The 26,456-nt window shown below is 67.7% G+C and carries 26 protein-coding genes; 23 read left to right on the top strand and 3 right to left on the bottom strand.

Annotated elements, in window-relative coordinates; translation table 11 throughout:
• Window positions 1-6 precede the first annotated feature (6 nt).
• The 14 genes from ACFPU0_RS22280 to ACFPU0_RS22215 all read left to right on the top strand — a co-directional run bounded on the left by ACFPU0_RS22280 (window position 7) and on the right by ACFPU0_RS22215 (window position 14,310).
• The gene (locus ACFPU0_RS22280; protein WP_377695467.1) at window positions 7-513 is read left to right on the top strand and encodes a chemotaxis protein CheW; all 507 of its coding nucleotides are present in this window, start codon (window positions 7-9) and stop codon (window positions 511-513) included.
• Window positions 510-1,760 carry a CheR family methyltransferase gene (locus tag ACFPU0_RS22275; RefSeq protein WP_377695466.1) on the top strand — a complete coding sequence of 417 codons (1,251 nt, stop codon included), beginning with the start codon at window positions 510-512 and terminating at the stop codon, window positions 1,758-1,760. The genes ACFPU0_RS22280 and ACFPU0_RS22275 overlap by 4 nt, the downstream gene beginning before the upstream one ends.
• Window positions 1,750-2,433 carry a chemotaxis protein CheW gene (locus ACFPU0_RS22270; RefSeq protein WP_377695465.1) on the top strand — a complete coding sequence of 228 codons (684 nt, stop codon included), beginning with the start codon at window positions 1,750-1,752 and terminating at the stop codon, window positions 2,431-2,433. Before ACFPU0_RS22275 ends, ACFPU0_RS22270 begins: the two co-directional genes overlap by 11 nt.
• Entirely contained in the window at window positions 2,430-4,718 is a 2,289-nt protein-coding gene (locus ACFPU0_RS22265; protein WP_377695464.1) for a hybrid sensor histidine kinase/response regulator, read from the top strand. The genes ACFPU0_RS22270 and ACFPU0_RS22265 overlap by 4 nt, the downstream gene beginning before the upstream one ends.
• Window positions 4,715-5,719, top strand: coding sequence for a chemotaxis response regulator protein-glutamate methylesterase (locus ACFPU0_RS22260; protein ID WP_377695463.1), 1,005 nt, complete (start codon window positions 4,715-4,717; stop codon window positions 5,717-5,719). Before ACFPU0_RS22265 ends, ACFPU0_RS22260 begins: the two co-directional genes overlap by 4 nt.
• Window positions 5,720-5,753: 34 nt before the next feature.
• A complete protein-coding gene (locus ACFPU0_RS22255; protein ID WP_377695461.1) occupies window positions 5,754-6,779 on the top strand; it encodes a diguanylate cyclase in 1,026 nt (341 codons plus the stop codon).
• 132 nt (window positions 6,780-6,911) lie between these two features.
• A protein-coding gene (gene prfB, locus ACFPU0_RS22250; protein WP_377695460.1) for a peptide chain release factor 2 occupies window positions 6,912-8,007 on the top strand; the annotation gives its coding sequence in 2 pieces (ribosomal slippage) (window positions 6,912-6,983 and window positions 6,985-8,007; 1,095 coding nt in all).
• A 134-nt stretch (window positions 8,008-8,141) separates the two neighbouring features.
• Window positions 8,142-9,644 (top strand): lysine--tRNA ligase, encoded by a 1,503-nt coding sequence (lysS, locus tag ACFPU0_RS22245; RefSeq protein WP_377695459.1) that lies wholly within the window; start codon window positions 8,142-8,144, stop codon window positions 9,642-9,644.
• Window positions 9,645-9,840: 196 nt separating this feature from the next.
• Window positions 9,841-10,554, top strand: a complete 714-nt coding sequence (locus ACFPU0_RS22240) for a TetR/AcrR family transcriptional regulator (RefSeq protein WP_377695458.1) — start codon at window positions 9,841-9,843, stop codon at window positions 10,552-10,554.
• Between the two features lie 59 nt (window positions 10,555-10,613).
• Entirely contained in the window at window positions 10,614-11,168 is a 555-nt protein-coding gene (locus ACFPU0_RS22235) for a hypothetical protein (RefSeq protein WP_377695457.1), read from the top strand.
• A gap of 7 nt (window positions 11,169-11,175) precedes the next feature.
• Complete coding sequence (locus ACFPU0_RS22230) at window positions 11,176-12,465, top strand: flavohemoglobin expression-modulating QEGLA motif protein (RefSeq protein ID WP_377695455.1); 1,290 nt, start codon at window positions 11,176-11,178, stop codon at window positions 12,463-12,465.
• 112 nt (window positions 12,466-12,577) lie between these two features.
• Window positions 12,578-13,459, top strand: a complete 882-nt coding sequence (locus tag ACFPU0_RS22225; RefSeq protein ID WP_377695454.1) for an alpha/beta hydrolase — start codon at window positions 12,578-12,580, stop codon at window positions 13,457-13,459.
• Complete coding sequence (locus ACFPU0_RS22220) at window positions 13,456-13,779, top strand: hypothetical protein (RefSeq protein WP_377695453.1); 324 nt, start codon at window positions 13,456-13,458, stop codon at window positions 13,777-13,779. The genes ACFPU0_RS22225 and ACFPU0_RS22220 overlap by 4 nt, the downstream gene beginning before the upstream one ends.
• A gap of 30 nt (window positions 13,780-13,809) precedes the next feature.
• A complete protein-coding gene (locus ACFPU0_RS22215) occupies window positions 13,810-14,310 on the top strand; it encodes an O-acetyl-ADP-ribose deacetylase (protein WP_377695452.1) in 501 nt (166 codons plus the stop codon).
• 123 nt (window positions 14,311-14,433) lie between these two features.
• On the opposite strand, the gene ACFPU0_RS22210 is transcribed toward ACFPU0_RS22215, so the two are convergent.
• Window positions 14,434-16,614, bottom strand: coding sequence for a heavy metal translocating P-type ATPase (locus tag ACFPU0_RS22210; RefSeq protein WP_377695451.1), 2,181 nt, complete (start codon window positions 16,612-16,614; stop codon window positions 14,434-14,436).
• A gap of 76 nt (window positions 16,615-16,690) precedes the next feature.
• On the opposite strand from ACFPU0_RS22210, the gene cadR reads away from it, so the two are divergent.
• Entirely contained in the window at window positions 16,691-17,158 is a 468-nt protein-coding gene (gene cadR, locus ACFPU0_RS22205; RefSeq protein ID WP_377695450.1) for a Cd(II)/Pb(II)-responsive transcriptional regulator, read from the top strand.
• A gap of 18 nt (window positions 17,159-17,176) precedes the next feature.
• Here cadR and ACFPU0_RS22200 read toward each other — a convergent pair whose 3' ends face one another.
• Entirely contained in the window at window positions 17,177-17,521 is a 345-nt protein-coding gene (locus tag ACFPU0_RS22200) for a pilin assembly protein (RefSeq protein WP_377695449.1), read from the bottom strand.
• 202 nt (window positions 17,522-17,723) lie between these two features.
• Between ACFPU0_RS22200 and ppc the strand changes: the two genes are divergently transcribed.
• From ppc to ACFPU0_RS22160, 8 genes are all read left to right on the top strand, one after another.
• The gene (ppc, locus tag ACFPU0_RS22195) at window positions 17,724-20,360 is read left to right on the top strand and encodes a phosphoenolpyruvate carboxylase (protein WP_377695448.1); all 2,637 of its coding nucleotides are present in this window, start codon (window positions 17,724-17,726) and stop codon (window positions 20,358-20,360) included.
• A 162-nt stretch (window positions 20,361-20,522) separates the two neighbouring features.
• Entirely contained in the window at window positions 20,523-21,170 is a 648-nt protein-coding gene (gene adk / locus ACFPU0_RS22190) for an adenylate kinase (protein ID WP_377695447.1), read from the top strand.
• Window positions 21,171-21,256: 86 nt separating this feature from the next.
• A complete protein-coding gene (gene tsaB / locus ACFPU0_RS22185) occupies window positions 21,257-21,937 on the top strand; it encodes a tRNA (adenosine(37)-N6)-threonylcarbamoyltransferase complex dimerization subunit type 1 TsaB (RefSeq protein WP_377695446.1) in 681 nt (226 codons plus the stop codon).
• Window positions 21,938-22,040: 103 nt separating this feature from the next.
• Window positions 22,041-22,382, top strand: a complete 342-nt coding sequence (locus tag ACFPU0_RS22180; protein ID WP_377695445.1) for a hypothetical protein — start codon at window positions 22,041-22,043, stop codon at window positions 22,380-22,382.
• The gene (locus ACFPU0_RS22175; RefSeq protein ID WP_377695444.1) at window positions 22,382-23,236 is read left to right on the top strand and encodes a DUF72 domain-containing protein; all 855 of its coding nucleotides are present in this window, start codon (window positions 22,382-22,384) and stop codon (window positions 23,234-23,236) included. The genes ACFPU0_RS22180 and ACFPU0_RS22175 overlap by 1 nt, the downstream gene beginning before the upstream one ends.
• Window positions 23,237-23,282: 46 nt before the next feature.
• Complete coding sequence (locus ACFPU0_RS22170) at window positions 23,283-24,110, top strand: isocitrate lyase/PEP mutase family protein (RefSeq protein ID WP_377695443.1); 828 nt, start codon at window positions 23,283-23,285, stop codon at window positions 24,108-24,110.
• An 8-nt stretch (window positions 24,111-24,118) separates the two neighbouring features.
• Window positions 24,119-24,808, top strand: coding sequence for an extensin family protein (locus tag ACFPU0_RS22165; protein ID WP_377695441.1), 690 nt, complete (start codon window positions 24,119-24,121; stop codon window positions 24,806-24,808).
• Window positions 24,809-24,877: 69 nt separating this feature from the next.
• Window positions 24,878-25,657, top strand: a complete 780-nt coding sequence (locus ACFPU0_RS22160; RefSeq protein WP_377695440.1) for a class I SAM-dependent methyltransferase — start codon at window positions 24,878-24,880, stop codon at window positions 25,655-25,657.
• 74 nt (window positions 25,658-25,731) lie between these two features.
• Here ACFPU0_RS22160 and ACFPU0_RS22155 read toward each other — a convergent pair whose 3' ends face one another.
• Window positions 25,732-26,367 carry a TetR/AcrR family transcriptional regulator gene (locus ACFPU0_RS22155; protein ID WP_377695439.1) on the bottom strand — a complete coding sequence of 212 codons (636 nt, stop codon included), beginning with the start codon at window positions 26,365-26,367 and terminating at the stop codon, window positions 25,732-25,734.
• Between the last annotated feature and the right edge of the window lie 89 nt (window positions 26,368-26,456).

Below are 26,456 nucleotides of genomic sequence, written 5' to 3'. Positions count from 1 at the left end.
GCCGCCATGTGCGCGAGTCGAACCCGAGCCCCGGCCCGTGTCGCCAGGGGCAGGCTGTACCTGCAGTTCCGCATGGGCGGCGACCGCTATGCGCTGGATGTCGCCGAAGTGGCGGAGGTGCTGCCCCTGCGCCAGCTCAAGCAGGTGCCCGAGGCGCCGGCCTGGGTTGCCGGTGTGCTCTCCCATCGCGGCGCGCTGGTGCCGGTGCTGGACCTTGGCGTGCTCGCCTTCGGCCGACCGGCGCAGATGCGCACCAGCACCCGGCTGGTGCTGGTGGACTATCCCCTGGCGGGCGAATCCCGCTGGTTGGGGCTGATCCTCGAACAGGCCACCGACACCCTGCGCTGCCATCCGGACGAGTTCCGTGACTACGGCCTGGAGCAGGGCGGGGCGCGTTACCTGGGGCCGGTGTACCAGGGGGCCGATGGCCTGGTGCAACGCATCCGCGTAGCCGACCTGCTGCCGGACGAGGTCCGCGCACTCTTGTTCCCGGCCACGGAGGGCGCGGCATGATCGAGCGCTTCGAGTCTCTGCTGAAAAGCCGCATCGGCCTGGAAGCCGAATCCGTCGGCCGGGTGGTCATCGAGCGCGCGGTGCGCCAGCGCATGGGCGCCACCGGGTGCCGCGACGAAGATGCCTACTGGAGCGTCCTCCATGCCTCGCTGTCCGAGCTGCAGGCGCTGGTGGAGACGGTGGTGGTCCCGGAGACCTGGTTCTTCCGCTATCCCGAATCATTCGCCGCCCTGGGGCGCCTGGCCTTCGAGCGGCTGCCGGCGCTGGCCGCTGGACGCCCGCTGCGCATCCTCAGCCTGCCCTGCTCCACGGGGGAGGAGCCGTTCTCCATCGTCATGGCGTTGCTGGACGCCGGCCTCGCGCCGGGGCTGTTCCAGGTGGACGCGGTGGACATCAGCGAGCGGGTGCTGGAGCGGGCGCGCCAGGGGCTGTACGGGCGCAACTCCTTCCGTGGCGAGGACCTGGGTTTCCGCGACCGCTATTTCATCCCTACCGGCGAGGGCTACGTCCTGGCCCAGCAGGTGGCATCCCGGGTGCGCTTCCTGCGCGGCAACCTGCTCGACCCCGGCCTGCTGGCGGGGGAGGCCCCCTACGATTTCGTGTTCTGCCGCAACCTGCTGATCTATTTCGACCGGCCGACCCAGGCCGCCGTCCTGGAGGTGCTCAAGCGCCTGATGCAGCGCGATGGCGCCATGTTCATCGGCCCGGCGGAGGCCAGCCTGCTGAGCCAGCAGGGCATGCAGCCGCTGGGTTATCCACAGGCGTTCGTGTTCCGTCACGCGCCCCTGCAAGCGGCCGCCAAACCGGCCAAGGCGCGCGTCCAGGCATCGGTGCCGGTGGTGCCCGCGGCACTGCCTGTACGATCCCCGGCGCGGTCCCGCCCGCCGCTGCCGAAGCCGGAGCTGCCGAAGTCGCGGCCCGCGACCACGAGCCGGGACGCCGCCCTGGCCGAAATCGCCAGCCTGGCCAATAGCGGCCGCAGTGGCGAGGCACGGGCCTCTTGCGAGGCGTTCCTCGCCGCCCACGGCCCCTCGGCGGAGGCATTCTATTGGCTCGGCCTGCTCGCCGATGTCGCCGGCAAGGCCGTCGAGGCCCAGGACTATTACCGCAAGGCCCTCTACCTGCAGCCGCAGCACAGCGAGGCGCTGGCGCACCTGGCGGCGCTGCTCGCCGCCCGTGGCGACCGGGCCGGCGCCCAGCGCCTGCAGCAGCGGGCCAGCCGTGGAGTGAACGACCATGGCCGATAACCGCCTGCCGCTGATCGCCAGCGACCAGTTGCCGGCCGTGGACGACTGCTGGAACCGCATCGGCGTCCACGGCGACAAGTCCTGCGAGCGCCTGGCTGGCCACATCCATTGCCGCAATTGCGACGTGCATGGGGCGGCGGCCACCCTGTTGCTGGACCGCTACGCCCTGGCCAGGGATGACGCGGAACTCGTCGAATCCCCCACGGACGACGGCCGCGAACGCCGATCCACCCTGGTGTTCCGCCTGGGCGATGAGTGGCTGGGGCTGGCCACCCGCAGCCTGGTGGAGGTGGCCGCCATCAGTCCCATCCATTCGCTGCCGCACCAGCGCTCGATGGCGATGCTGGGGGTGATCAATGTACGTGGCGCCCTGGTGGCCTGCCTGTCCCTGGGCGAATTGCTGGGACTGGAGAAGGGCGGCGGGGCGACCGGCGATCGCCGGGTGGTGCCCAGGCTGCTGATCCTCGCCAGCCAGGGCGGGCCGCTGGTTGCGCCGGTGGACGAGGTCGATGGCATCCACGGCATTCCGCTGGACGCGGTGGTGGACCCCGGCCGCAGCTCGGACCTGGCCGCGCGCCAGTTCGCCGCCGGTGTCGTGCAGTGGCGCGGACGCAGCATCACCCTGCTGGACGAGGGCCTGCTGCTGCAGGCCATGGCAAGGAGCCTGGCATGACCCCCGACCAGATGCGCGACGCATCCTTGCTGGAACTGTTCCGCCTCGAGGCGGAGGCCCAGACCCAGGTGCTCAACGCCGGCCTGATGGCCCTGGAACGCAACCCGACCCAGGCCGACCAACTGGAAGCCTGCATGCGCGCGGCCCATTCCCTGAAGGGGGCGGCGCGTATCGTCGACCTGGACGCCGGGGTGCGGGTCGCCCATGTGATGGAGGACCTGCTGGAGGCCGCGCGCCAGGGGCATGTACGCCTGCAGGCGGAACATGTCGACGCCTTGCTGCAGGGTTCCGATCTGTTGCTGCGCATTGGCCGGGACGCCGACTGGGCGGACAACGCCGGGCGCGAATTCATCCAGGCCCTGATCGCCCGCCTGCAGGGGGCTCCCGCGGAGCCGGCAGCGAAGCAGGAACCGGTGATTCCGGAGTCGCCGGCGGCCCCCTTGCAGCCGGCGCTCCCGCTGGCAGAACCCCCGGGAACCGAGCCGGCGCCCCTCGAGGCGGATGTGCCTCCGGCCGGCGACAGTGGCGCCGAGGCCCGCGACCGGGTGTTGCGGGTCAGCGCCGAGCGCCTCGATCACCTGCTGGACATCTCCAGCAAGTCGCTGGTGGAGTTCCAGCGCATCAAGCCCCTGAACGATGCCCTGCATCGGCTCAAGCGCCTCCAGGCCAGTGCCAGTCGCGCCCTGGACGTGGCCCGCGAGTCGGTGCTGGACGGCTCCCTTGATCCCCAGGCCCAGGCCATGCTGGGCGAGGCCCGGCAACTGCTCGGCGAATGCCAGCGGATGCTCGCCGGCTACATGGCCGACTTCGACGAGTTCGGCTGGCAGGGCGGCCAGCGTGCACAGTTGCTCTACGACGCCGCACTGGCCTCGCGCATGCGCCCCTTCGCCGATGTGCTGGCCGGCCAGGCGCGGATGGTCCGCGACCTCGGCCGCTCCCTGGGCAAGCTGGTGCGCCTGGAAGTGAATGGCGAGGCCACCCAGGTCGACCGCGACGTGCTGGAGCGCCTGGAAGCGCCGCTGACCCATCTGCTGCGCAATGCCGTGGATCATGGCATCGAGAGTCCCTCCGTGCGTGCGCGCCTGGGCAAGCCGGAGGAGGGCGTGATCCACCTGCATGTGCGCCACCACGCCGGCATGCTGCTGCTGGAGCTCGCTGACGACGGCGCCGGGGTGGATCTTGAGTGCCTGCGCGACACGGTGGTGGCGCGCCAGTTCGCCAGCCCCGACACCGCAGTACGGATGACCGAAGAAGAGCTGCTGGCCTTTCTCTTCCTGCCCGGATTCAGCATGCGTGACCGGGTCACCGAGGTTTCCGGCCGCGGCGTCGGGCTGGACGCCGTGCAGCACATGGTGCGCCAGCTGCGCGGCGGCGTGCGCATGGAGCAGCGCAGCGGCCAGGGCGCCCGTTTCCATATCGAAGTGCCGCTGACCCTGTCGGTGGTGCGCAGCCTGGTGGTGGAAGTGGGCGGCGAGGCCTATGCCTTCCCCCTGGCGCACATCGAACGCATGACCCGCCTGCAGCACGAGGACATCGTCCAGCTCGAAGGCCGCCAGCACTTCTGGCATGAAGGGCGCCACGTCGGCCTGGTGTCGGCCAGCCAGATCCTCCAGTGTGCCGAGGGCCGGCGCGACGAGGCGGGCATCCCGGTGGTGCTGATCAGCGAGCGGGATGCCTGCTACGGCATCGCCGTCGAGCGCTTCCTCGGCGAACGAACCCTGGTGGTGATGCCGCTGGACCCGCGCCTGGGCAAGGTCCAGGACCTGTCCGCCGGCGCGCTGCTGGACGACGGCCGGCCGGTGCTGATCCTCGACGTCGAGGACCTGTTCAAGTCGGTCGGCAAGCTGCTCGGCAGCGGTCGCGTGGAAAGGGTCGACCGCAGCGGCCGCCAGAGTGCCGGCGCCCAGCGCAAGCGCGTCTTGGTGGTGGATGACTCCCTCACCGTGCGCGAGCTGGAGCGCAAGCTGCTGTTGAGTCGCGGCTACGAGGTGGCGGTGGCGGTGGACGGCATGGACGGCTGGAACGCGCTGCGCTCGGAACATTTCGACCTGCTGATCACCGATATCGACATGCCGCGCATGGACGGTATCGAACTGGTGACCCTGGTGCGTCGCGACAATCGCCTGCAGTCGCTGCCGGTGATGGTGGTCTCCTACAAGGATCGTGAAGAGGACCGTCGTCGCGGCCTGGATGCCGGCGCCGACTATTATCTGGCCAAGGCCAGCTTCCACGACGAGGCGTTGCTGGATGCGGTGGTCATGCTGATCGGGGAGGCGCAAGGGTGAGGATAGGGATAGTCAACGATATGCCCCTGGCGGTGGAGGCGCTGCGCCGGGCCCTGGCCCTGGAGCCGGCCCACCGGGTCGCCTGGGTGGCCGGCAATGGCGCCGAAGCGGTGGAGTATTGCGGCCGGGATGTGCCGGACGTGGTGCTGATGGACCTGCTGATGCCGGTGATGGATGGGGTCGAGGCGACCCGCCAGATCATGGCCCGCAGCCCCTGCGCCATCCTCATCGTCACGGTCGATATCGAACAGAATGTGCACCGGGTGTTCGAGGCCATGGGCCATGGCGCCCTGGACGCGGTGAACACGCCAGGCCTGGGCAGCGGCCAGGCCCAGGAAGCCGCCCTGCTGCTGCGCAAGATCCAGAACATCGGCTGGCTGGTGGGCCAGCCCGACAACCGCGGGCGTGGTGCCGCCGAGCCGCCCAGGCCGAGCGGCGGCGGCCAGCGCCTGGTGGCCATAGGCGCTTCGGCGGGTGGGCCGGCATCCCTGGCGCAGTTGCTCAAGCAGCTGCCGCCGAGCTTTCCCGCCGCGGTGGTGCTGGTGCAGCACGTGGACGAGGTCTTCGCCGCCGGCATGGCCGACTGGCTGGCCAGCGAGTCCTGCCTGCCGGTGCGCCTGGCCCACGACGGCGAGCCGCCGCAGCCCGGCACCATCCTCCTGGCCGGCACCAACAATCACCTGCGGCTGCTGAGGAACGGTGAACTGGCCTACACCGCCGAGCCCGCCAGCCATGTCTACCGGCCGTCCATCGACGTGTTCTTCGACAGCCTGGTGGAGCACTGGAAGGGCGAGGCCATCGGCGTGCTCTTGACCGGCATGGGCCGGGACGGTGCCGAGGGCCTCAAGCGCATGCGCGGCCGGGGTTTCCTGACCATCGCCCAGGATCAGGCCAGCTGTGCCGTCTATGGCATGCCCAAGGCTGCCGCCGCCATCGGCGCGGCAGTGGAAATCCTCGCCCTGGAGCGCATCGCGCCCCGTCTGGTCGAGGCGTTCGGATGAATTTCACCTCAGGCCCGAGGGCCCGGAGAGCGTTATGCAATACCCCTATCGCAGCCACACGGACATGACCGCCGCGGAAACCTCGGCGATGGTCCTGCTGGTGGATGACCAGGCCATGATCGGCGAGGCGGTGCGCCGCGCGCTGGTTGCCGAGCCCGGCATCGATTTCCATTTCTGCGTCGACCCGCTGCAGGCCGTCGCCATCGCCCTGCAGGTCAGGCCGACGGTCATCCTCCAGGACCTGGTGATGCCCGGCGTCGATGGCCTCAGCCTGCTGGCCGAGTACCGCAAGGTGCCGGCACTGCGCGACGTGCCGATCATCGTCCTGTCGACCAAGGAGGAGCCCACGGTCAAGAGCGCCGCTTTCGCCGCCGGGGCCAACGATTACCTGGTCAAGCTGCCCGATGCCATCGAACTGGTGGCGCGCATCCGCTACCACTCGCGCTCCTACATCGCGCTGCAGCAGCGCGACGAGGCCTACCGCGCCCTGCGCGAAAGCCAGCAGCAGCTGCTGGAGACCAACCTGGTGCTGCAGCGGCTGATGAATTCGGACGGCCTGACCGGCCTGTCCAACCGTCGCCATTTCGATGAATACCTGGACATGGAGTGGCGCCGCGCCTTGCGCGAGCAGAGCGAATTGTCGCTGCTGATGATCGATGTCGACCACTTCAAGTCCTTCAACGACAACTTCGGCCACGTGGCCGGCGACGACGCCCTGCGCCGCGTGGCCGACGCCATCCGCGGCTCCTGTAGCCGTTCCACCGACCTGGCGGCGCGCTATGGCGGCGAGGAATTCGCCATGGTCCTGCCGGGGACCGCCGCCGGCGGCGCGCGCCTGCTGGCCGAGAAGGTCCGGCGCAGCATCGAGGCGCTGGCCATCCCCCATGATGTGCCGGCGCCGGGGTCGCGGCTGAGCGTCAGCATCGGCGTCGGCACCCTCGTGCCCAAGGCCGGCCAGGCCTCGCTGGTACTGGTGGACATGGCGGACCAGGGCCTCTACCAGGCCAAGCACAACGGTCGCAACCAGGTGGCCATGGCGGCGGGCAACCCCACCCCCTGACAGGGGATCGGCGGCGGCGCGCCCGTGCGTCGCCGTATCGGGGCAAATCTTGGCTGGCATGCTGCCGGTATCTGGCGACTCGGGTATACTCGCCGGCTTTTCCGAAAGTTTTGCCTGCGAGAGCCTCCAGCCATGGAAATCAACCCGATCCTGAACAGCATCAAGGACCTCTCCGATCGCACCCTGTCCATTCGGGGGTATCTTTGACTACGATCACAAGCATGATCGCCTGGTCGAAGTAAACCGCGAACTCGAAGATCCCAACGTCTGGAACAACCCCGAATACGCCCAGAATCTCGGCCGCGAGCGCGCCCAGCTTGCGCAGATCGTCGAGACCCTGGACGACCTGACCAGCGGCCTGGCCGACTCCCGCGACCTGCTGGACATGGCGGTCGAGGAGAATGACGAAGGCGCGGTGAACGATGTCGCCGCCGAAGTCGAGCGCCTGCGTGCGATTCTCGAGAAGCTGGAATTCCGCCGCATGTTCAGCGGCGAGATGGACATGAACAACGCCTACCTGGACATCCAGGCCGGCTCCGGCGGCACCGAAGCCCAGGACTGGGCCAACATGCTGCTGCGCATGTACCTGCGCTGGGCCGACAAGCGCGGCTTCGACGCCACCATCATCGAACTGTCCGAAGGCGAAGTCGCCGGCATCAAGGGCGCCACTGTCCATGTGAAGGGCGAGTACGCCTTCGGCTGGCTGCGCACCGAGATCGGCGTGCACCGCCTGGTGCGCAAGAGCCCCTTCGACTCCGGCAACCGTCGCCACACCTCCTTCACCGCGGTATTCGCCTCGCCCGAGATCGACGACAACATCGAGATCGAGATCAACCCGGCGGACCTGCGCATCGACACCTACCGCTCCTCCGGCGCCGGTGGCCAGCACGTGAACACCACCGACTCCGCGGTGCGTATCACCCACGTGCCGACCAACACCGTGGTGGCGTGCCAGAACGAACGTTCCCAGCACGCCAACAAGGACACCGCCATGAAGATGCTGCGGGCCAAGTTGTACGAGCAGGAGATGCAGAAGCGCAATGCCGCGTCCCAGGCCCTGGAAGACTCCAAGTCCGACATCGGCTGGGGCCACCAGATCCGCTCCTACGTCCTCGACCAGTCGCGGATCAAGGACCTGCGCACCGGCGTCGAGCGCAGCGACTGCGACAAGGTGCTGGACGGCGACCTGGACGAATACCTCGAAGCCAGCCTGAAACAGGGGCTTTGACCCTGCTTCCCCCTCTCCCTCCGGGAGAGGGCCGGGGACGAGGGATTGCCCCTCCCCCCAGAACCGCCCCAAGGGGCTGGATTACCGAATCAGAAAGAGTGCCCACCGGCATTTGCGAGATGGAAAGAACTGCCATGAGCGACCAAGAACTCGACCTTCACGAACTGCAACAGGAAGAAAACAAGCTGATCGCCCAGCGCAAGGAAAAGCTTGCCGCCGTGCGTGAGCAGGGCAACGCCTTCCCGAATGACTTCCGCCGCGAGAACTACTGCGCGGACCTGCAGAAGCAGTACGTCGACAAGTCCAAGGAAGAGCTGGAAGCCGCGGCCATCCCGGTCAAGGTAGCCGGTCGCATCATGCTCAACCGTGGCGCCTTCATGGTGATCCAGGACATGACCGGGCGCATCCAGGTCTACGTCAACCGCAAGACCCTGTCCGCCGAGACCCTGGAGTCCGTCAAGCACTACGACCTGGGCGACATCATCTCCGCCGAGGGCACCCTGGCCCGTTCCGGCAAGGGCGACCTCTACGTCGAGATGACCCAGGTCCGCCTGCTGACCAAGTCCCTGCGCCCGCTGCCGGACAAGCACCACGGCCTGACCGACACCGAACAGCGCTACCGCCAGCGTTACGTCGACCTGATCGTCAACGAGGAAACCCGCAACACCTTCCGCGTGCGCACCCAGATCATCAGCCACATCCGCAAGTTCCTCGCCGAGCGCGACTTCCTCGAAGTGGAAACGCCGATGCTGCAGACCATCCCTGGCGGCGCCGCGGCCAAGCCCTTCCAGACCCACCACAATGCGCTGGACATGGCCATGTTCCTGCGCATCGCGCCGGAGCTGTACCTCAAGCGCCTGGTGGTCGGCGGCTTCGAGAAAGTCTTCGAGATCAACCGCAACTTCCGTAACGAAGGCGTTTCGACCCGGCACAACCCCGAGTTCACCATGCTCGAGTTCTACCAGGCCTACGCCGACTACGAAGACAACATGGACCTCACCGAGGAGCTGTTCCGCGAGCTGGCGCAGCTGGTCCTGGGTACCACCGACGTACCCTACGGCGACAAGCTGTTCCACTTCGGCGAGCCCTTCGCACGCCTGTCGGTGTTCGAGTCCATCCTCAAGTTCAACCCCGACATCTCCGAGGCCGACCTCAAGGACATCGACAAGGCCCGTGAGATCGCCAAGAAGGCCGGCGCCAAGGTGCTCGGCTTCGAGGGCCTGGGCAAGCTGCAGGTGATGATTTTCGAGGAACTGGTGGAGCACAAGCTGGAACAGCCGACCTTCATCACCAAGTACCCCTTCGAGGTTTCGCCGCTGGCGCGCCGCAACGACGAAGACCCGAGCGTCACCGATCGCTTCGAGCTGTTCATCGGCGGCCGCGAGATCGCCAACGCTTACTCCGAGCTGAACGACGCCGAAGACCAGGCCGAACGCTTCATGCAGCAGGTCAAGGACAAGGATGCCGGCGACGACGAGGCCATGCATTTCGACGCCGACTTCGTCCGCGCCCTGGAGTACGGCATGCCGCCCACCGCCGGCGAAGGCATCGGCATCGACCGCCTCGTGATGCTGCTCACCAATTCGCCGTCTATCCGTGACGTCATCCTGTTCCCGCACATGCGGCCCGAGGCTTGACGCCCGAGTGAGAAACAACCGCCTTCGGGCGGTTTTTTCTTGGCCGGCGCCCGGCGATTGAACCTTTGCCGGGCGTTACCACTCCAGGTAGACGCCTTTCAGGGACGAAGGCGTCTTTTCTCACCTGCTCCTGCATTGATTAGCCGGATAAATGGTCAACACTTTCACCTTGAGTGAGTTCGGAGGGTTTCCTGTCTTGAACCAGTCGTCCCGCAGTGACAGTGCCGCCCGCGTGGCCAGCGCGGTTGCCGAAAGCGTGAAGTACCAGGGCCGCAAGGCCAGCCGCCAGGGCAGCGAGCAGCGCCGCCAGGCGATCCTCGATGCCGCCATGCGCATCATCATCCGCGACGGCGTGCGCGCCGTGCGCCACCGTGCGGTGGCCGCGGAGGCCCAGGTGCCGCTGTCGGCCACCACCTATTACTTCAAGGACATCAACGACCTCATCACCGACACCTTCGCCCAGTTCGTCGAGCGCAGCTCGGCGGTGATGGCGGCCTTCTGGGCCAGCGTGGAGGATGATCTCCAGGCCATGGCCGCGGTGCTCGCCCGCGACGGCGATTCGCGCCGGGCGATGACCGACCAGATCGTCGAACTGGCCATCCAGTACGTGCGCAGCCAGCTGGAAGAGAACCGCGACCAATTGCTGGCGGAACACGCGTTCCGCCAGGAAGCGCTGCTCAACGCCGGCCTGCGTAACCTTGCCGACGCACATCGCCGGATACTCTCGCAGGGCGCGGAGCATTTCTTCCAGGTACTGGGCTCGGCCGAGCCTGCCGAAGACGCCAAGGTGTTGACGTCTGTCATTCTGCGGATGGAATATCAGGGCCTGCTCGACGGCGTGGAAAACCTCGACATCGACGAGATGCGAGCCGTCCTGAAACGCTACCTGTACCTGGTGATGGGACTGTAAGCGCGTAGATCCAACCCCGCCGGCACGGCGGGGTTTTTCGTTATCACAAGGAGAGCGAGATGAACGTCTGGCGTGCCGTGGTTGCCCTGTCCTTCCTGCTGTTGGGCGGCTGCCTGGTCACCTTCAAGGACCCGATCCCGGCCAGGGAGCCGGCGCCCATTCCCCTTCTGGGGGACTGGACCCGCAAGGACGAATGGGGCGAGCGGCAGTATCTGGAGATCAGCCGCGCCGGCTCCAACCTTTACAAGGCACGCAGCTTCGAGGGCAGCAAGGACAATCTGGAAGGCATGGAGGAGTTCGGCTTCACCGTCGCCCACCATGGCCGCCGCTGGTACCTGTCCGCCGGCGTGCCGAAGCGGCTCGGCAACAATTTCGCCATCGCCGGATTCGAGCTGACCACGGACAACGAACTGGTGGTCTACAACCTGGACATCGAGCGCATCGAACAGGAAGTGCAGGGCGGCAAGTTCCAGGGCAGCGTGGTGGACACGCCGGAAGGCGACGGTGTGCTCATCACCAGCCCGCTGGATGCCGTGTTCGCCTGGCTGGACGATCCGGCCAACTCCGACGTCTTCGTCGAAGTGGCGCGCTACCAGCGCGCCGCCGTGGAGTGAGCCGCCGATGACCCGCCGCAAGCTGCCCGACGACTACCAGAAGACCATCCGCGCGCTGTCCGACCGCATCGTCCAGGCGCAGACGCCGATTCGTGTGCTGGACGCGGTGAAGTGGGACGACAGCGTCCGCCAGGGCTTCCTCAAGCACAAGGGCAAGTCCATGCCTCCGGTGGACCGCGCCTACTACGAGAGCCGCCCGCTGGCCTTCGACTCGGTGGAAAAGAAGCTGGAGTTCCAGAACATCGAGCGCGACATCACCCGCCACCTGGGCCAGTTCAACCCGGTGGGGCAGATCATGCGGCGCATGTGCAAGGAGTACCGCATGGTGATCCGCATGCTCGAAGCGCGCGGCACCGCGGATTTCGGCCTGATCTCCCAGGAGCTCTACGGCGCCGCGTCCGACGCGTTCCACGCCGGCGACCCGACCCTGGCCGACCTCGGCCTGATGCTCTCCGACTTCCTGAACAACATCGCCCACCGCGGCGATCTCAAGGACGAGGCAAAGACCCTTACCGCCAAGGACGCGGTAGACCTGCTGCAGAGCCGGCTTGGCTCGGTGTTCGGCGATGACACCATCCGCGTGATCGAGTCCGACGGCATAGTCGCCGACGCCGCCGCCGGCGCCGACTACATCAAGATCCGCGCCGACGCCATGTTCAACGAGCGCGACGTGCGTGCCCTGGAGGTCCACGAGGGGCTGGTGCACGTGGGCACCACCCTGAATGGCCAGAACCAGCCGATCTGCACCTTCCTCGCCAAGGGCCCGCCGTCCTCCACCGTGACCCAGGAAGGCCTGGCGATCCTGATGGAGGTGATCGCCTTCGCCTCTTACCCGACCCGGCTGCGCAAGTTGACCAACCGCACCCGCGCCATCCACATGGCGGAGGAGGGCGCCGACTTCCTCGAGGTCTACCACTTCTACCGCGAGCAGGGTTACAGCATGGAGGAGAGTTACAGCAGCGCCAGCCGCGCCTTCCGTGGCTCGCTGCCGGGCGGGCTGCCCTTCACCAAGGACCTGTCCTACCTCAAGGGCTTCATCCTGATCTACAACTACATCCAGCTAGCCGTGCGCAAGGGCAAGCTGGAACAGATCCCCCTGCTGTTCTGTGGCAAGACCACCCTGGAAGACACCCGCACCCTGCGCCAGCTGGTGGACGAGGGCCTGGTGGTACCACCCAAGTACCTGCCACCGCAGTTCCGTGACCTCAACGCGCTGTCGGCCTGGATGTGCTTCTCCAACTTCCTCAACCACCTGAGCCTGGAACGCATCGAGGCGGATTACGCCAATATTCTCTGAAGGCTGAAGGCTGAAGGCTGAAGGCTGAAGGCTGAAGGTTCCCTGTGGGGGCGAATTCATTCGCTAACCGGCCCGAAGGGTCGGCCAACGGATCTCCGGGAAGGAATCCTCGATGCGCCACTGTCTGCTGATCTTCTTCGCACTGTTCCTGCAAGGTTGCAGCGCGCTGCTCTTCTACCCGGACCACCACCTGGCCATGACCCCGGAGCAGGTGAAGCTGGAGTACCGCGACATCGACCTGAGCGCGGCGGATGGCACGCGCCTGCACGCCTGGTGGCTGCCGGCCAAACCGGGCGTCGAGGTCAAGGGCACCGTGCTGCACCTGCACGGCAATGGCGGCAATGTCGCCAGCCACCTGGGAGGCAGCTGGTGGCTGCCCGCCCAGGGCTACCAGGTGCTGCTGCTGGACTATCGGGGCTACGGCCACTCCGAGGGTTCCCCCAGCCTGCCGGCGATCTACCAGGACATCGATGCCGCCTTCGCCTGGCTCGACCAGGCTCCGGACGTGCAAGGCAAGCCGCTGGTGCTGCTCGGCCAGAGCATCGGCGGCGCCCTGGCGGTGCACTACCTGGCCGGGCACCCCGGGCCCCGCCAGCGACTCAAGGCCCTGGTGCTGGACGGGGTGCCCGCCAGCTATCGCGATGTGGCGCAGTACAGCCTCGCCAATGCCTGGGTCACCTGGCCGCTGCAGGTGCCGCTGTCCTGGCTGGTGCCGGATGGTGACAGCGCCATCCGCTCCATCGGCGCGCTGAAAGGCCTGCCCATGCTGATCTACCACAGCATCGACGATCCGGTGGTGCCCTTTTCAAACGGGGTGCGCTTGTATCAAGCTGCGCCCCCGCCGCGGGTGTTCCAGCCGACCCGCGGTGGCCATGTGCAGACCTTCGCCGACCCCACCTGGCGGAAGGTGATGCTGCGCTACCTCGAAGACCCGACGGGCTATGTCGGGCTGCGCCGGCTGGCCGAAGTCCCGAATACAGAGAGTCCCCAATGAGCGAACGCAATCCCATCCCGCTGATCCTCACCGGCATCGGCAGCATCGTCGGCACCGTGATGGTGCTCTGGTACTACGGCTACCTGCACTTCGCGAAACCCGAGGACGCCCTGCTGCTGAACGAGTTCACCATGCTCAAGACCATGCCCGGCGAGGACTACAAGGTCTCCCTGGAGCCGGCCGCCCAGGTCGCCCAGTGCATCGACGGTGTGCTGGTGCTGTTCGACACCCAGCAGAAGGGTCTGACCGGCGTGCTGGTGAACGACAAGAAGAAAGCCGTGCGCTGCATGGGCCAGGAGACTCCGCAAGAGGTCAAATAAGGGGCTAGCCTCCCAGTGGAGGTGACCCACATGGACATTCGTATCTGGCAAGGCGACATCACCACCCTGGAGGTGGACGCCATCGTCAATGCCGCCAACTCTTCGCTGCTTGGCGGCGGGGGTGTGGACGGCGCCATCCACCGCGCCGCCGGCCCCGAACTCCTCGCCCACTGCCGCACCCTGGGCGGCTGCCCCACGGGCGAGGCGAAGATCACACCCGGCTTCCGCTTGCCGGCGCGCTTCGTGATCCACACCGTCGGGCCGGTCTGGCACGGCGGCACCCACCGCGAGCCCGAGCTGCTCGCCAGCTGCTACCGCAACAGCCTGGCCCTGGCCGAGGCGGAGGGGCTGGCGAGCATCGCCTTTCCGGCCATCAGCTGCGGGGTATATGGCTATCCGCTGGAAGAGGCGGCGAGGATCGCCGTGGCGGAGCTGAAGCGGCCACGGCCGGCGGGCAGCAGCCTGCGTGAGGCGCTGCTGGTGGCCTTCGGAGCGGATATGGTGAGGGTCTATCAGGACGTGCTGGGGTAGGCCGGTGCCGTTCGTAGGATGGGTCGGGCGGCGTTCCGCGAGCGGAGCGAAACCCATCATTGGATCGATGGGTTTCGCAGGCTCTACCCATCCTACGGTGAGGCCTCGTTGTAGGCGTCGCCATCAACGTGCCGTCCTCAACAATCGCAACCCATTGAACACCACCAGCAGACTGGCCCCCATGTCGGCGAATACCGCCATCCACAGGGTGCCCTGGCCCATCAGGGTCAGGGCCAGGAACACCGCCTTGATCCCCAGCGCCAGACTGATGTTCTGCATCAGCACGGAGTGGGTGCGGCGGGACAGGCGGATGAAGCGTGGCAGCTTGCGCAGATCGTCGTCCATCAGCGCCACGCCGGCGATCTCGATGGCGGTGTCGGTACCGGCCGCGCCCATGGCGAAGCCGATGTCGGCACGGGCCAGGGCCGGGGCGTCGTTGATGCCGTCGCCGACCATGCCCACCGTAACGCCGCCCGCCTGGCGCCGGCCGATCTCCGCCAGCTTGTCCTCCGGCAGCAGGTCGCCACGGGCGTCGTCCATGCCGACCTGGGCGGCGATGGCCTGCACCGTGTGAGGGTTGTCGCCGCTGAGCATCAGGGTCTTAACTCCCAGCTCGTGGAGTTGGCGGATCGCCTCGCGGCTGCTGTCGCGCACCGTATCGGCCACGGCGAACAGGGCCAGCACCGCGCTTTCGCCGCACAGGGCCACCACCGTCTTGCCCTGGGCCTCCAGGGCGTCCAGGCGGGCTTCCAGTTCCCTGGAGCAGATCCCGAGTTCCTCGATCAGCCGGTGGTTGCCCAGATGGTAGTTGCGGCCCTCGATCAGGCCGGTGACGCCGCGGCCGGGGAGGGCGGCCAGGCGATCCACGGCGTAGAGGGCGATGCCGTCGGCCTCGGCGGCACGGGCCACGGCCTGGGACACCGGATGGTCGGAGCGGGCGGCGAGGCTGGCGGCCAGGGCGCGGGGATCGCGATCGTCTTCCCGCAGCAGTTCGAAGTCGGTCTGCCGCGGGCGCCCCTCGGTGAGGGTGCCGGTCTTGTCCAGGGCCACCCAGGCCAGCTTGCGGCCCTGTTCGAGGAACACCCCGCCCTTGATCAGGATGCCGCCACGGGCCGCCGCCGCCAGGCCGCTGACGATGGTCACCGGGGTGGAAATCACCAGGGCGCAGGGACAGGCGATCACCAGCAGCACCAGGGCGCGGTACAGCCAGTCCAACCAGACGCCGTCCAGCAGCAGGGGCGGCAGCAGCGCGGTGAGTATGGCGATGAGGATCACCGCCGGCGTATAGATGCGGGAGAACTGGTCGACGAAGCGCTGGGTCGGGGCTCGCGAGCCCTGGGCGGCTTCCACCGCGTGGATGATGCGCGCCAGGGTGCTGTCGTCGGCGGCGCGGGTGGCGCGGTATTCCAGCTCGCCTTCGCCGTTGATGGTGCCGGCGAAAAGCGGGTCGCCCAGGTCCTTCTCCACCGGCAGGCTCTCGCCGGTGATGGGCGCCTGGTTGACGCTGGAGCGGCCGCTCAGCACTTCGCCGTCGAGGGCGATGCGCTCACCGGGACGCACCCGCAGGCGGGCACCGGGTTGCACTTCACGGGCCGGGCGCCCGCGCCACTGGCCGTCCTCGAACACAGTGGCCTGCTCGGGGGCCAGCTGCAGCAGGCCGCGTATGGCGTCCCGCGCCCGCTCCAGGGAGCGCGCCTCGATCAGTTCGGCGATGGCGAAGAGCACGCTGACCATGGCCGCTTCCGGCCATTGGCCGATCAGCAGGGCGCCGGTGACGGCGATGCTCATCAGCGCGTTGATGTTCAGGTTGCGGTTTTTCAGGGCGATCCAGCCCTTGCGGTAGGTGGGCAGGCCGGCGCCGAGGATGGCCAGGATCGCCAGGGCGGCCGCCAGCCACTCGGGGGCGAGTTCGAACCACTCGCAGACTTCCGCCGCCAGGGCCGCGAGACCGGCCAGGGCCAGCGGCCACCAGGGTTTCTTCACTTCGGCCGGCGCGCTGGCGCGGGCATCGTCGGCCAGGGGGACGGCCTGCATCCCCAGGCCTTCGATCAGGCGCTGCAGCGGCTCCAGGTCGTCGAAACGGTGGCGTACCCGCAAGAGGCGCTGCATCAGGTTGAATTCCAGCGCTTCGATGGCCGGGACCTTGCCCAGGGCATCGCGGATCAGGCGTTCCTCGGTGGGACAGTCCATGGCATCGATGCGCAGGCTGCTCCAGCGCAACTCGGCGGTGACGGCAACGCCCGTCAGGTCCGGTGCGGCGGAGCGGGGCGCGTGGTCATGGTCGTGGCAGCAATGGTCGCTCATGGGGTCAATTCCTGTTTGACTCAGCAATGGCCATTGCACACCCTGTAGCAACTACAGAGTCAAGCGGAGGCAGGCAATGAAGATCGGCGAACTGGCCACCCTTACCGGCTGCCCGGTGGAGACCATCCGTTATTACGAGCGCGAGGGCCTTCTCCCCGCGCCCTCCCGCAGCGCGGCCAACTATCGGCAGTACGATGTGGCCCATGTGGAGCAGCTGTCGTTCATCCGCCACTGCCGCTCCCTGGACATGACCCAGGAGGAAATCCGCGCCCTGCTGGCCCTGCGCGATCGCCCCGAGGCCGATTGCGGCACCGCCAACCTGTTGATCGAGGAGCACCTGCACCATGTGGAGGTTCGCATCGCCGAGCTGCAGTCCCTGCGCGACCAGCTCCAGGATCTGCGCGCACGCTGCAGCGGAGACGGCGCCAGCGAGGCCTGCGGCATCCTCCGCGAGCTGGAACAACCGGGGCCGCCGCCGGTGACCAGCGAGGAGTGCGCGCATGCCGGCCACCTGCACGTGCCCGGCGTGCATCGGCGGGGGTGAGACGGAACGCGGCTGCCCTTAGTGGTTGGTGCTGTCGCGCTGGTCGCTCAGCTGTTGCAGGTAACGGCGTGAAAGGGCCAGGAAGCGCGGCGTCGGCCCGATGTCCTCATAGAGCGGGTCGCCCTGCTCATCGGTGGCGACCACCTGGCTGCCCCTGACGTAGGGGAAGCTGGCCTCCAGCTCTTCCAGTGCGGCGCCCACCAGCTCTCCGATCAGTTCCTCGACGCTGCGCTTGGGGTACATCTCGGACAGGGCGGCAAGGCGGGCGGCGGACTCCAGGTCCAGGTGAATGCTGTACTCGCTGCGGGTCAGGCGACCCTTGGCGTTCTGCTCCCAATGGCGGACCAGTTCTCGGATCTTCATAGACACCTCATCCTCTTCCCACGTGGTTGTGGGTGGCCTTGAACTCCGGGCGATCTCTGCCGCCCGGGAGTCGTCATTCGTGATGGCGGCTAATCTTCAGACTAGCTTGCGAGTGCGTCTGGATACACCGTTCGTCGCGCCCTTGTATCTGTATGGCGCGCTGGGCAATCTGGAGGTCGGAAACCGTTACGGGGAAACGCAAATGGCCGAAATCGACGCGCGCCTGCGCGAGGATGTCCACCTGCTCGGGGAGCTGCTCGGCGACACCATCCGTGCCCAGCTGGGCGACGCTTTCCTCGACAAGATCGAGCGCATCCGCAAGGGCGCCAAGGCCGCGCGCAAGGGTTCCGCCCAGGGCGAGCGCCAGCTCATCGAGACCCTCGACGGCCTCACCGACGACGAACTGCTGCCGGTGGCCCGTGCCTTCAACCAGTTCCTCAACCTCGCCAACATCGCCGAGCAGTACCACCGTATCCGCCGTCGTGGCCCGGATGAGCCACGGCCTTTCGAGGACCGCGTCCTCGGGGACCTGCTGCAGCGCCTGCTGGCCGCCGGCCATGGCCCGGAGCAACTGGCCCGGCAGATGGGGCGCCTGGACATCGAGCTGGTGTTGACCGCCCACCCCACCGAAGTCGCGCGTCGCACCCTGATCCAGAAGTACGACGCCATGGCCGCCCAACTGGCCGCCCAGGACCATGGCGACCTCGGCGCGACCGAGCGCGAGCGGGTGCGTCAGCGCCTGTTGCGGTTGATCGCCGAAGCCTGGCACACCGAGGAAATCCGCCGCACTCGGCCGACTCCGGTGGACGAGGCAAAATGGGGATTCGCGGTGATCGAGCATTCCCTCTGGCACGCCCTGCCCAATGTGCTCAGGCATGTCGACCAGGTCCTGCACGCGGCGACCGGCCTGCGCCTGCCGCTGACCGCCGCGCCCCTGCGCTTCGCCTCCTGGATGGGCGGTGACCGTGACGGCAACCCCAATGTCACCGCCGCGGTCAGCCGCCAGGTGCTGCTGCTGGCCCGCTGGATGGCCGCCGACCTCTATCTGCGCGATGTCGATCAACTGGCCGCCGAGCTGTCCATGCAGCAGGCCAGCGACGAGTTGCGGGTGCGGGTGGGCGTCCATCCCGAGCCCTATCGCGCCGTGCTCAAGCAGCTGCGCGAACGCCTGCGCGCCACTCGTGCCTGGGCCGAGGCGGCCCTGGATGCCGAAGTGCCTCCCGGCCCCGGGGTGCTCCATGAAAACAGCCAGCTGCTGGAGCCTCTGGAGCTCTGTTACCACTCCCTGCACGCCTGCGGCATGGGCGTGATCGCCGATGGGGCGCTGCTCGACTGCCTGCGCCGCGCGGCTGCCTTCGGCCTGTTCCTGGTGCGCCTGGACATTCGCCAGGACGCCGCCCGCCACGCTGCAGCCCTGGGCGAGATCACCGACTACCTGGGCCTGGGCAACTACGCCGAGTGGGACGAAGACGACCGCCTGGCCTTCCTCCAGCGCGAACTGGACAACCGCCGCCCGCTGTTGCCGCCGATGTACCGGCCCTCGGCCGATACCGCCGAGGTGCTCGCCACCTGCCGGGTGGTGGCCAACGCGCCGGCGGCGTCCCTCGGTTCCTATGTGATTTCCATGGCCGGCTCACCCTCGGACGTGCTGGCGGTGCAACTCCTGCTCAAGGAAGCCGGGTTGCAACGGCCGATCCGTGTGGTGCCACTCTTTGAAACCCTGGCCGACCTGGACAACGCCGGCCCTGCCATCGACCGCCTGCTGGGGCTGCCGGGCTATCGCACCCGACTGCACGGGCCGCAGGAGGTGATGATCGGCTACTCGGACTCGGCCAAGGATGCCGGCACGGTTGCCGCGGCCTGGGCGCAGTACCGTGCCCAGGAGCAACTGGTGGAGATCTGCCGTGCGCACCAGGTCGAGCTGCTGCTGTTCCATGGCCGCGGTGGCACCGTCGGGCGCGGCGGCGGCCCGGCCCACGCGGCGATCCTGTCGCAACCGCCGGGTTCGGTGGCGGGGCGTTTCCGCACCACCGAGCAGGGCGAGATGATCCGCTTCAAGTTCGGCCTGCCCGGCATCGCCGAGCAGAACCTCAACACCTACCTGGCCGCCGTGCTGGAAGCCACCCTGCTGCCGCCGCCGGAGCCCGAGCCGGCGTGGCGCGCGGCCATGGACCGCCTGGCCGCCGACGGCGTGGCCGCCTACCGCGCAGTGGTGCGCGAGCATCCGCAGTTCGTCGAGTACTTCCGCCAGGCCACCCCGGAACAGGAACTGGGCCGGCTGCCCCTGGGCAGCCGCCCGGCCAAGCGCCGCGCGGGCGGGGTGGAAAGCCTGCGGGCGATCCCCTGGATCTTCGCCTGGACCCAGACCCGCCTGATGCTGCCGGCCTGGCTGGGCTGGGAGGCTGCCCTGGCCAATGCCCGGCAGCGCGGCGAAACGCCGCTGCTGGCGCGGATGCGCGAGCGCTGGCCGTTCTTCGCCACCCGCATCGACATGCTGGAAATGGTCCTGGCCAAGGCCGACGCCGATATCGCCGCGCTCTACGACGAGCGGCTGGTGCCGGAAGAGCTGAAATCCTTGGGTGCGCAGTTGCGCGACCTATTGTCGCAGGCATGTGCTTCGGTACTGGCCCTGACCGGCCAGTCCGAACTCCTGGCGCTGAGCCCGGAGACCCGCGAAGCCATCAGTGTGCGCAACACCTACCTGGACCCGCTGCACCTGCTTCAGACGGAGCTTCTGACCCGTTCCAGACGCTGCGAGCAGCATGCCGAAGGCCCGCTGGAACAGGCCCTGCTGGTGAGCGTGGCGGGCATCGCGGCCGGGCTGCGCAACACCGGTTGAGGGCGGTTTTCCTCCAACTTCCGGCGTCTTGTGCGCTATAGGGGCGCTGTGTATCTTGAACGTCCTTTTGGCCCGTCAGCGACGCCGAAAATCCTATTCCGAGATTGGCCCCACGAGGCGAATCCGACCGATCTGAAAACAAAATCTTCGAGGAGCACATCGATGCGCGTGATTCTGCTGGGGGCCCCTGGTGCCGGCAAAGGTACTCAAGCCGGCTTCATCACCAAGAAGTTCGGCATTCCGCAAATTTCCACCGGCGACATGCTGCGCGCAGCGGTCAAGGCCGGCACCGAGCTGGGCCTGAAGGCCAAGAGCGTGATGGATGCCGGTGGCCTGGTTTCCGACGAACTGATCATCAACCTGGTCAAGGAGCGCATCGCCCAGCCCGACTGCGCCAATGGTTTCCTCTTCGACGGTTTCCCGCGCACCATCCCTCAGGCTGAAGCCATGAAGGAAGCCGGCGTGACCATCGACCACGTGGTGGAAATCGCCGTGGACGACGAGGAAATCGTCAGCCGCATCGCCGGCCGCCGCGTGCACCCGGCTTCCGGCCGCGTCTACCACACCGAGCACAACCCGCCGAAGGTTGCCGGCAAGGACGACGAGACCGGCGAAGACCTGATCCAGCGCGACGACGACAAGGAAGAGACCGTGCGCAAGCGCCTGTCGGTCTACCACTCGCAGACCAAGCCGCTGGTGGACTTCTACCAGAAGCTCTCCGCCGCCGAAGGTACCCCGAAGTACAGCGCCATCGCCGGCGTCGGCTCGGTGGAAGAAATCACCGGCAAGGTGCTGGCCGCCCTCAGCTGAGTCGCAGCCCGTATCTGACCAACGGCCCGCTTGCGGGCCGTTGGCGTTTATAATGCCCGCCTTTTTTCTTGCGCCTGGACTACTCGATGACCACTCTGCTGGCCCTGGATACCGCCACCGAAGCCTGCTCCGTCGCCCTGCTGCATGACGGCAGGGTGCTCAGCCACTACGAGGTGATCCCGCGCCTGCACGCCCAGCGCCTGTTGCCGATGATCCAGACGCTGCTGGGGGAGGCCGGTGTGCCGCTGGCGGCGGTGGACGCCATCGCCTTCGGCCGCGGTCCGGGCGCCTTCACCGGCGTGCGTATCGCCATCGGTGTGGTCCAGGGCCTGGCCTTCGCCCTGGATCGCCCGGTACTGCCGGTATCCGACCTGGCGGTGCTGGCCCAGCGTGCCCACCGCGAACAGGGTGTCCACCAGGTGGCCTCCGCCATCGATGCACGCATGGACGAGGTCTACTGGGGCTGCTACCGGCTGGAAGCCGGCGAGATGCGCCTGGCCGGTGTGGAAGCCGTGCTGCCACCGGAGCGCGCGCAGTTGCCGCGCGACGCCAGTGGCGAATGGTATGGCGCCGGCACCGGCTGGGGCACCTTCGCCGCGCGGATTCCCGTCGTCGTCACTGGCCAGAGCCCGGGCCTGCTGCCCCATGCCGAGGACCTGCTGACCCTTGCCCGTTTCGCCTGGGCGCGGGGCGAAGGCCTGCCCGCCGATCAGGCGCAGCCGGTGTACCTGCGCGACAACGTCGCCACGCCCAAGGCACCACAGTAGAATTGCGCCGACCGCCCCATGCCCCGGATTGCCAAGGCGGGGCGGGGCGACTAGATTCCAGGGGCGATCATTTCGAAACGCCAGCATGGCCGAGCGGTAACCGATGCGCATCGATGGCTTCACCTCTTCCTACCCGCTGGAGCGCAGCCCTCGCCAGGGCAGCGCGGCTACGCCTTTTCGCGAGATCCAGCGCGAGGAAGAGGTCCGTCGTGAACAGCCAGCCACGCCGTCCTCGACCCAGGGTTACGAGCAGGCGGCCCAGGCCCGCCGCGTCCAGGCTGGCAACGCCCCGGGCGACAGCCTGCCAGTGCGCCCGCAGGACCTGATGCAGCAGCGCGCCATCAGCAATCGTGCCGCCCAGGCCATTGCCAGCTACAGCAGCACCGCCCGCTTCGCCGTCGAAACCGACGCCCCCGAAGTCCTCGGCCTCGACCTCTACGCCTGATGCTGCCCTATCACCTGGGCTGCCCGTCCTGGAACGAGCCGGCCTGGCGCGGCAGCTTCTACCCCGCCGACCTGCGTCCTGTGGACACCCTGGGCCATTACTGCCAGGTGTTCAACGCGGTGGAGGGCAACACCACCTTCTATGCGCGGCCATCAGCCGACACCCTGCAACGCTGGGCCCAGACCATGCCCGGGCAATTCCGCTTCTGCGCCAAGGTTCCGCGGGACATCAGCCACGAAGGCGACCTGCGCGACCAGTTCTCCGCCACCCAGGACTTCCTCCAACTGCTCGCACCCCTGGGGCCCCGCCTGGCGCCGCTCTGGCTGCAACTGCCAGCCGCGTTCGGGCCCTCCCGGCTGAGTGAGCTGGTGTCCTGGCTTGACGAGTTCAGCCACCAGAGCGTGGCGGTGGAGGTGCGTAGTCCGGCTTTCTTCGACAAGGGCGATGCCGAGCGGGCACTCAATCGCCTGCTTCATGGGCGCGGCGTCGAGCGTATCTGCCTGGACTCGCGGGCGCTGTTCAGCTGCCGTTCGCGGGACCCGGCGGTACTCCACGCGCAAGCGAAGAAGCCGCGGGTGCCGGTGCGGCCCACGGCTTTCAGCGCCAGTCCGCAGTTGCGCTTCATCGGCGGGCCTGACCTGGATGCCAACCAGCCCTTCCTCGAGCCCTGGCTGGACAAGGTGGCAGGCTGGATCGAGCAGGGCCTTTCACCCAACGTCTTCCTGCACACGCCGGACAACCACCTGGCCGCCGCCCAGGCCCTGCGCTTTCACGCCTGCCTGCGCGAACGCCTGCCGGGGCTGCCGGAACTGGCCGTACCGCAGCCGCCAGTCGAGCAGCTCGGCCTTCTCTGAGCCTTGGGCTAGGCTATCGTCTCCGTCCCGATTTCCGGAGCCTGCCATGACCACCCAAGCGCAACGCGGCGAAGCCTTCGCCGCCTTGCATCGCGCCCCCGGCCTGTTCGTCCTGCCCAACCCCTGGGATGCCGGCTCGGCGAAGATGCTCGCCCATCTGGGGTTCGCCGCCCTGGCCACCACCAGTGCCGGCCTGGCCTTCGCCCTGGGCCGGCGTGACGCGGAGGGCAATGTCAGCCGCGACGAGGCCCTCGCCAACGCCCGCGCCATAGTCGAAGCCACGCCCTTGCCGGTGGCTGCGGACCTGGAGAACGGCTATGGCGACCGCCCCGAGGATTGTGCGGCGACTATCCGTGCGGCAGCGGACGTCGGCCTGGTGGGCGGCTCCATCGAAGACGCCAGCGGTCGTGCGGAAGATCCCATCTATCCCCTGGAACTGGCGGTGGAGCGCATTCGCGCCGCGGTGGAAGCCGCGCGCGGACTCGGCTTCCCCTTCACCCTGGCGGCGCGGGCGGAGAACTACCTCCATGGCCGTCCCGACCTGGATGACACCCTGCGCCGCCTGGTGGCCTACGCCGAAGCGGGAGCCGATGTGCTCTATGCCCCTGGTCTGACCACCCGGGAGCAGATCCGCGAAGTGGTGCACGCCGTGGCGCCGCGGCCGGTGAACCTGCTGGTGGGTTCGCCGAGCCTGAAGCTGGGCCTGGATGAACTGGCCGAACTCGGGGTCAAGCGGGTCAGCGTCGGCTCCAACCTGGCGCGGGTGGCCTATGGGGCCTTCTTCCACGCGGCGGAGGAGTTGAAACAGGGCAACCTGGCGGCCATGGGACAGGCCATGCCTTTCGATCGCATCAACGACCTGTTCAGGTCCTGAGCACGGCGTTGCGGCGTTTCCTGCTTGGCCTGGCAGCGCTGAGCGCCCTGGTGGTGCCGCCCCTGGAAAGGAGCTGGAGGCTCGAGCTGCCGCCGCGCTGGAACCCCTGGGCACCGCTGGACGTGCGCGAGGCGCCGAATCTGCTGACCCGCTTCAAGCTGTCGCGCTTGCAGGCCGATCCCGAACTCTGCCGTCTGGCCCTGGGCAGTTCGCCGCTGAAGTACCAGGCGCTGCCGGACAGCGCGCCGGCCGCCGGCTGTCCTCTCTCGAACAGCGTGCGCATTCGCGCATCCGGGGTGGCCTTCAGCAGCAGCTTCGTCGCCACCTGCGAGCTGGCGGCGGCCCTGGCCCTGTTCGAGCGTCACGGGTTGCAGCCCGCGGCGCACAAGGTGTTCGGTCAGCCGGTGAGCCGCATCGAGCACCTGGGCAGTTTCGCCTGCCGCACCATTGGTGGCGGCCAGCGCCGTAGCCAGCACGCCTCGGCCAACGCCCTGGACATCGCCGGTTTCCGCCTGGCCGATGGCCGGCGCATCACGCTGGCGCGGGACTGGGACGGGAAGGGCGACGAAGCGCGTTTCCTGCGGGAGGTGCGCGATGCCGCCTGCGAGCATTTCACGGTCACCCTCGGGCCCGACTACAACGCCGCCCACCGTGACCATTTCCATCTCGACATGGGCCGCTGGCGGATGTGCCGCTGAGCCGGGCGCGAATTGGCGGCGCGGCTCTGGCAGAATGCGCGGGTTTTTTCCGGTCAGGCGTGTGTGTCCATGAGTGAAGAATCTGTCAGGGTGAGGGCCGAGGCCCTGGAGCCGGCATTCGCCGAGGCGCTGGAAAGCTGGGCTGCGCGCCTGGGGCTGGCATGCGAAGGCGAGGCTGATTTCGCCCTGCAGCTGGGCAGCGAAGGCCTGCAGTTGCTGCAGCTGGGCCCCGACTCGCCCGGGCCGGTGCGGGTGGATTTCGTCGAGGGCGCAGCCGCGCACCGGCGCAAGTTCGGCGGCGGCAGCGGGCAGATGATCGCCAAGGCGGTGGGCGTGCAGCCCGGCGTTCGCCCCCGGATTCTGGACGCCACCGCAGGCCTGGGGCGCGACGCATTCGTGTTGGCCACCCTGGGCTGCGAGATGACCCTGATCGAGCGCCAGCCCCTGATCGCCGCGCTGCTGGAGGACGGCCTGGCCCGTGCCGCCCGCGACCTGGAAACCGCCGCCATCGCCGGGCGCATGCACCTGCTGCAGGGCAATGCCATCGAGCTGATGCGCAGTTGGCAGGGCGAGGCCCCCGAGGTGATCTACCTCGACCCGATGTTCCCGCACCGCGACAAGAGCGCCCTGGTGAAGAAGGAGATGCGCCTGTTCCGTCCCCTGGTGGGCGACGACCAGGACGCCCCGGCACTGCTGGAGGCCGCCCTGGCCCTGGCCAGCCACCGGGTCGTGGTCAAGCGCCCGCGCAAGGCGCCGATCATCGAAGGCGCCAAGCCGGGTTATGCGCTGGAAGGCAAGTCCAGTCGCTATGACATCTATCCGAAGAGAAAGCTGGAAGCTAGAAGCTAGAAGCTAGAAGCTAGGAGCTAGAAGCTGGCGATCTCTGCTATTTCAGGCTTCCAGCTTCGGGCTTTCAGCTGCTTTCAAGGCCCATAGGCCCTGATGAACAGCTCCACCACCTCCCGTACATGCCGCTCGGCTTCCTCACCGCCCAGGGGCGGGGTGTAGCCGATCAGCAGGCGGAAATTGTGTCCGCCCTTGATCAGGCAGAAGAAGTGCTCGGCGGCGTTCAGCGGTTCCTCGATGCGCAGCTTGCCGGCCTGTTTCGCCTGGCTCAGCAGCCCGGTCATTTCCCGAAGCACCTGCAGGGGGCCGGCCTCGTAGAACATCCGCGCCAGCTTCGGATTCTGGCTGGCCGCCGCCACCATCACGCGGTGCAGTTCCACCGACTCGCGGCTGTTGATCAACTCATGGAAGCTGCGGCCGATGTTCAGCAGCACGCTCTCGATGCTGGCATCCGCCGGCAGCTCGAACAGCAGTTCCGGCAGTTGCTCCTCGCACTTGGCCTTCACCGCGGCGGAGAACAGCGTCTCCTTGTCGGTGAAGTGGCTGTACACGGTCAGTTTGGACACTCCGGCCTCGGCGGCGATGGCGTCCATGCTGCTGCCGTCGTAGCCGTTCCTCAGGAAGAGATTCTTGGCGGCTTCAAGAATCGCCTTTCGCTTCGCTGGATCTTTTGGGCGGCCCGGGCCGCTGGTCGGAAATGAATTGTCTGACATTTCTATCTAAATACTGGACTGGTGAGTTTGCTATTTTTACTATACCCAGCAGTATAAATATTCCAGCCGCTCTTCGCGAAAGGTCATTC

Origin of the sequence: Pseudomonas sp. GCM10022186 (genome assembly GCF_042656385.1) — a bacterium.
GTDB lineage: Bacteria > Pseudomonadota > Gammaproteobacteria > Pseudomonadales > Pseudomonadaceae > Metapseudomonas.
The sequence above is the reverse complement of the archived record's forward strand: the minus strand, read 5'-3'. Positions and strand labels throughout refer to the sequence as shown.

What these genes read in the sequence shown, in the direction of transcription:
- ACFPU0_RS22280 (WP_377695467.1), top strand. Translation starts at nt 7, where the DNA reads ATGTGCGCGAGTCGAACCCGAGCCCCGGCCCGTGTCGCCAGGGGCAGG.
- ACFPU0_RS22275 (WP_377695466.1), top strand. Translation starts at nt 510, where the DNA reads ATGATCGAGCGCTTCGAGTCTCTGCTGAAAAGCCGCATCGGCCTGGAA.
- ACFPU0_RS22270 (WP_377695465.1), top strand. Translation starts at nt 1,750, where the DNA reads ATGGCCGATAACCGCCTGCCGCTGATCGCCAGCGACCAGTTGCCGGCC.
- ACFPU0_RS22265 (WP_377695464.1), top strand. Translation starts at nt 2,430, where the DNA reads ATGACCCCCGACCAGATGCGCGACGCATCCTTGCTGGAACTGTTCCGC.
- ACFPU0_RS22255 (WP_377695461.1), top strand. Translation starts at nt 5,754, where the DNA reads ATGCAATACCCCTATCGCAGCCACACGGACATGACCGCCGCGGAAACC.
- lysS (WP_377695459.1), top strand. Translation starts at nt 8,142, where the DNA reads ATGAGCGACCAAGAACTCGACCTTCACGAACTGCAACAGGAAGAAAAC.
- ACFPU0_RS22235 (WP_377695457.1), top strand. Translation starts at nt 10,614, where the DNA reads ATGAACGTCTGGCGTGCCGTGGTTGCCCTGTCCTTCCTGCTGTTGGGC.
- ACFPU0_RS22230 (WP_377695455.1), top strand. Translation starts at nt 11,176, where the DNA reads ATGACCCGCCGCAAGCTGCCCGACGACTACCAGAAGACCATCCGCGCG.
- ACFPU0_RS22225 (WP_377695454.1), top strand. Translation starts at nt 12,578, where the DNA reads ATGCGCCACTGTCTGCTGATCTTCTTCGCACTGTTCCTGCAAGGTTGC.
- ACFPU0_RS22220 (WP_377695453.1), top strand. Translation starts at nt 13,456, where the DNA reads ATGAGCGAACGCAATCCCATCCCGCTGATCCTCACCGGCATCGGCAGC.
- ACFPU0_RS22215 (WP_377695452.1), top strand. Translation starts at nt 13,810, where the DNA reads ATGGACATTCGTATCTGGCAAGGCGACATCACCACCCTGGAGGTGGAC.
- ACFPU0_RS22210 (WP_377695451.1), bottom strand. Translation starts at nt 16,614, where the DNA reads ATGAGCGACCATTGCTGCCACGACCATGACCACGCGCCCCGCTCCGCC.
- cadR (WP_377695450.1), top strand. Translation starts at nt 16,691, where the DNA reads ATGAAGATCGGCGAACTGGCCACCCTTACCGGCTGCCCGGTGGAGACC.
- ACFPU0_RS22200 (WP_377695449.1), bottom strand. Translation starts at nt 17,521, where the DNA reads ATGAAGATCCGAGAACTGGTCCGCCATTGGGAGCAGAACGCCAAGGGT.
- ppc (WP_377695448.1), top strand. Translation starts at nt 17,724, where the DNA reads ATGGCCGAAATCGACGCGCGCCTGCGCGAGGATGTCCACCTGCTCGGG.
- adk (WP_377695447.1), top strand. Translation starts at nt 20,523, where the DNA reads ATGCGCGTGATTCTGCTGGGGGCCCCTGGTGCCGGCAAAGGTACTCAA.
- tsaB (WP_377695446.1), top strand. Translation starts at nt 21,257, where the DNA reads ATGACCACTCTGCTGGCCCTGGATACCGCCACCGAAGCCTGCTCCGTC.
- ACFPU0_RS22180 (WP_377695445.1), top strand. Translation starts at nt 22,041, where the DNA reads ATGCGCATCGATGGCTTCACCTCTTCCTACCCGCTGGAGCGCAGCCCT.
- ACFPU0_RS22175 (WP_377695444.1), top strand. Translation starts at nt 22,382, where the DNA reads ATGCTGCCCTATCACCTGGGCTGCCCGTCCTGGAACGAGCCGGCCTGG.
- ACFPU0_RS22170 (WP_377695443.1), top strand. Translation starts at nt 23,283, where the DNA reads ATGACCACCCAAGCGCAACGCGGCGAAGCCTTCGCCGCCTTGCATCGC.
- ACFPU0_RS22160 (WP_377695440.1), top strand. Translation starts at nt 24,878, where the DNA reads ATGAGTGAAGAATCTGTCAGGGTGAGGGCCGAGGCCCTGGAGCCGGCA.
- ACFPU0_RS22155 (WP_377695439.1), bottom strand. Translation starts at nt 26,367, where the DNA reads ATGTCAGACAATTCATTTCCGACCAGCGGCCCGGGCCGCCCAAAAGAT.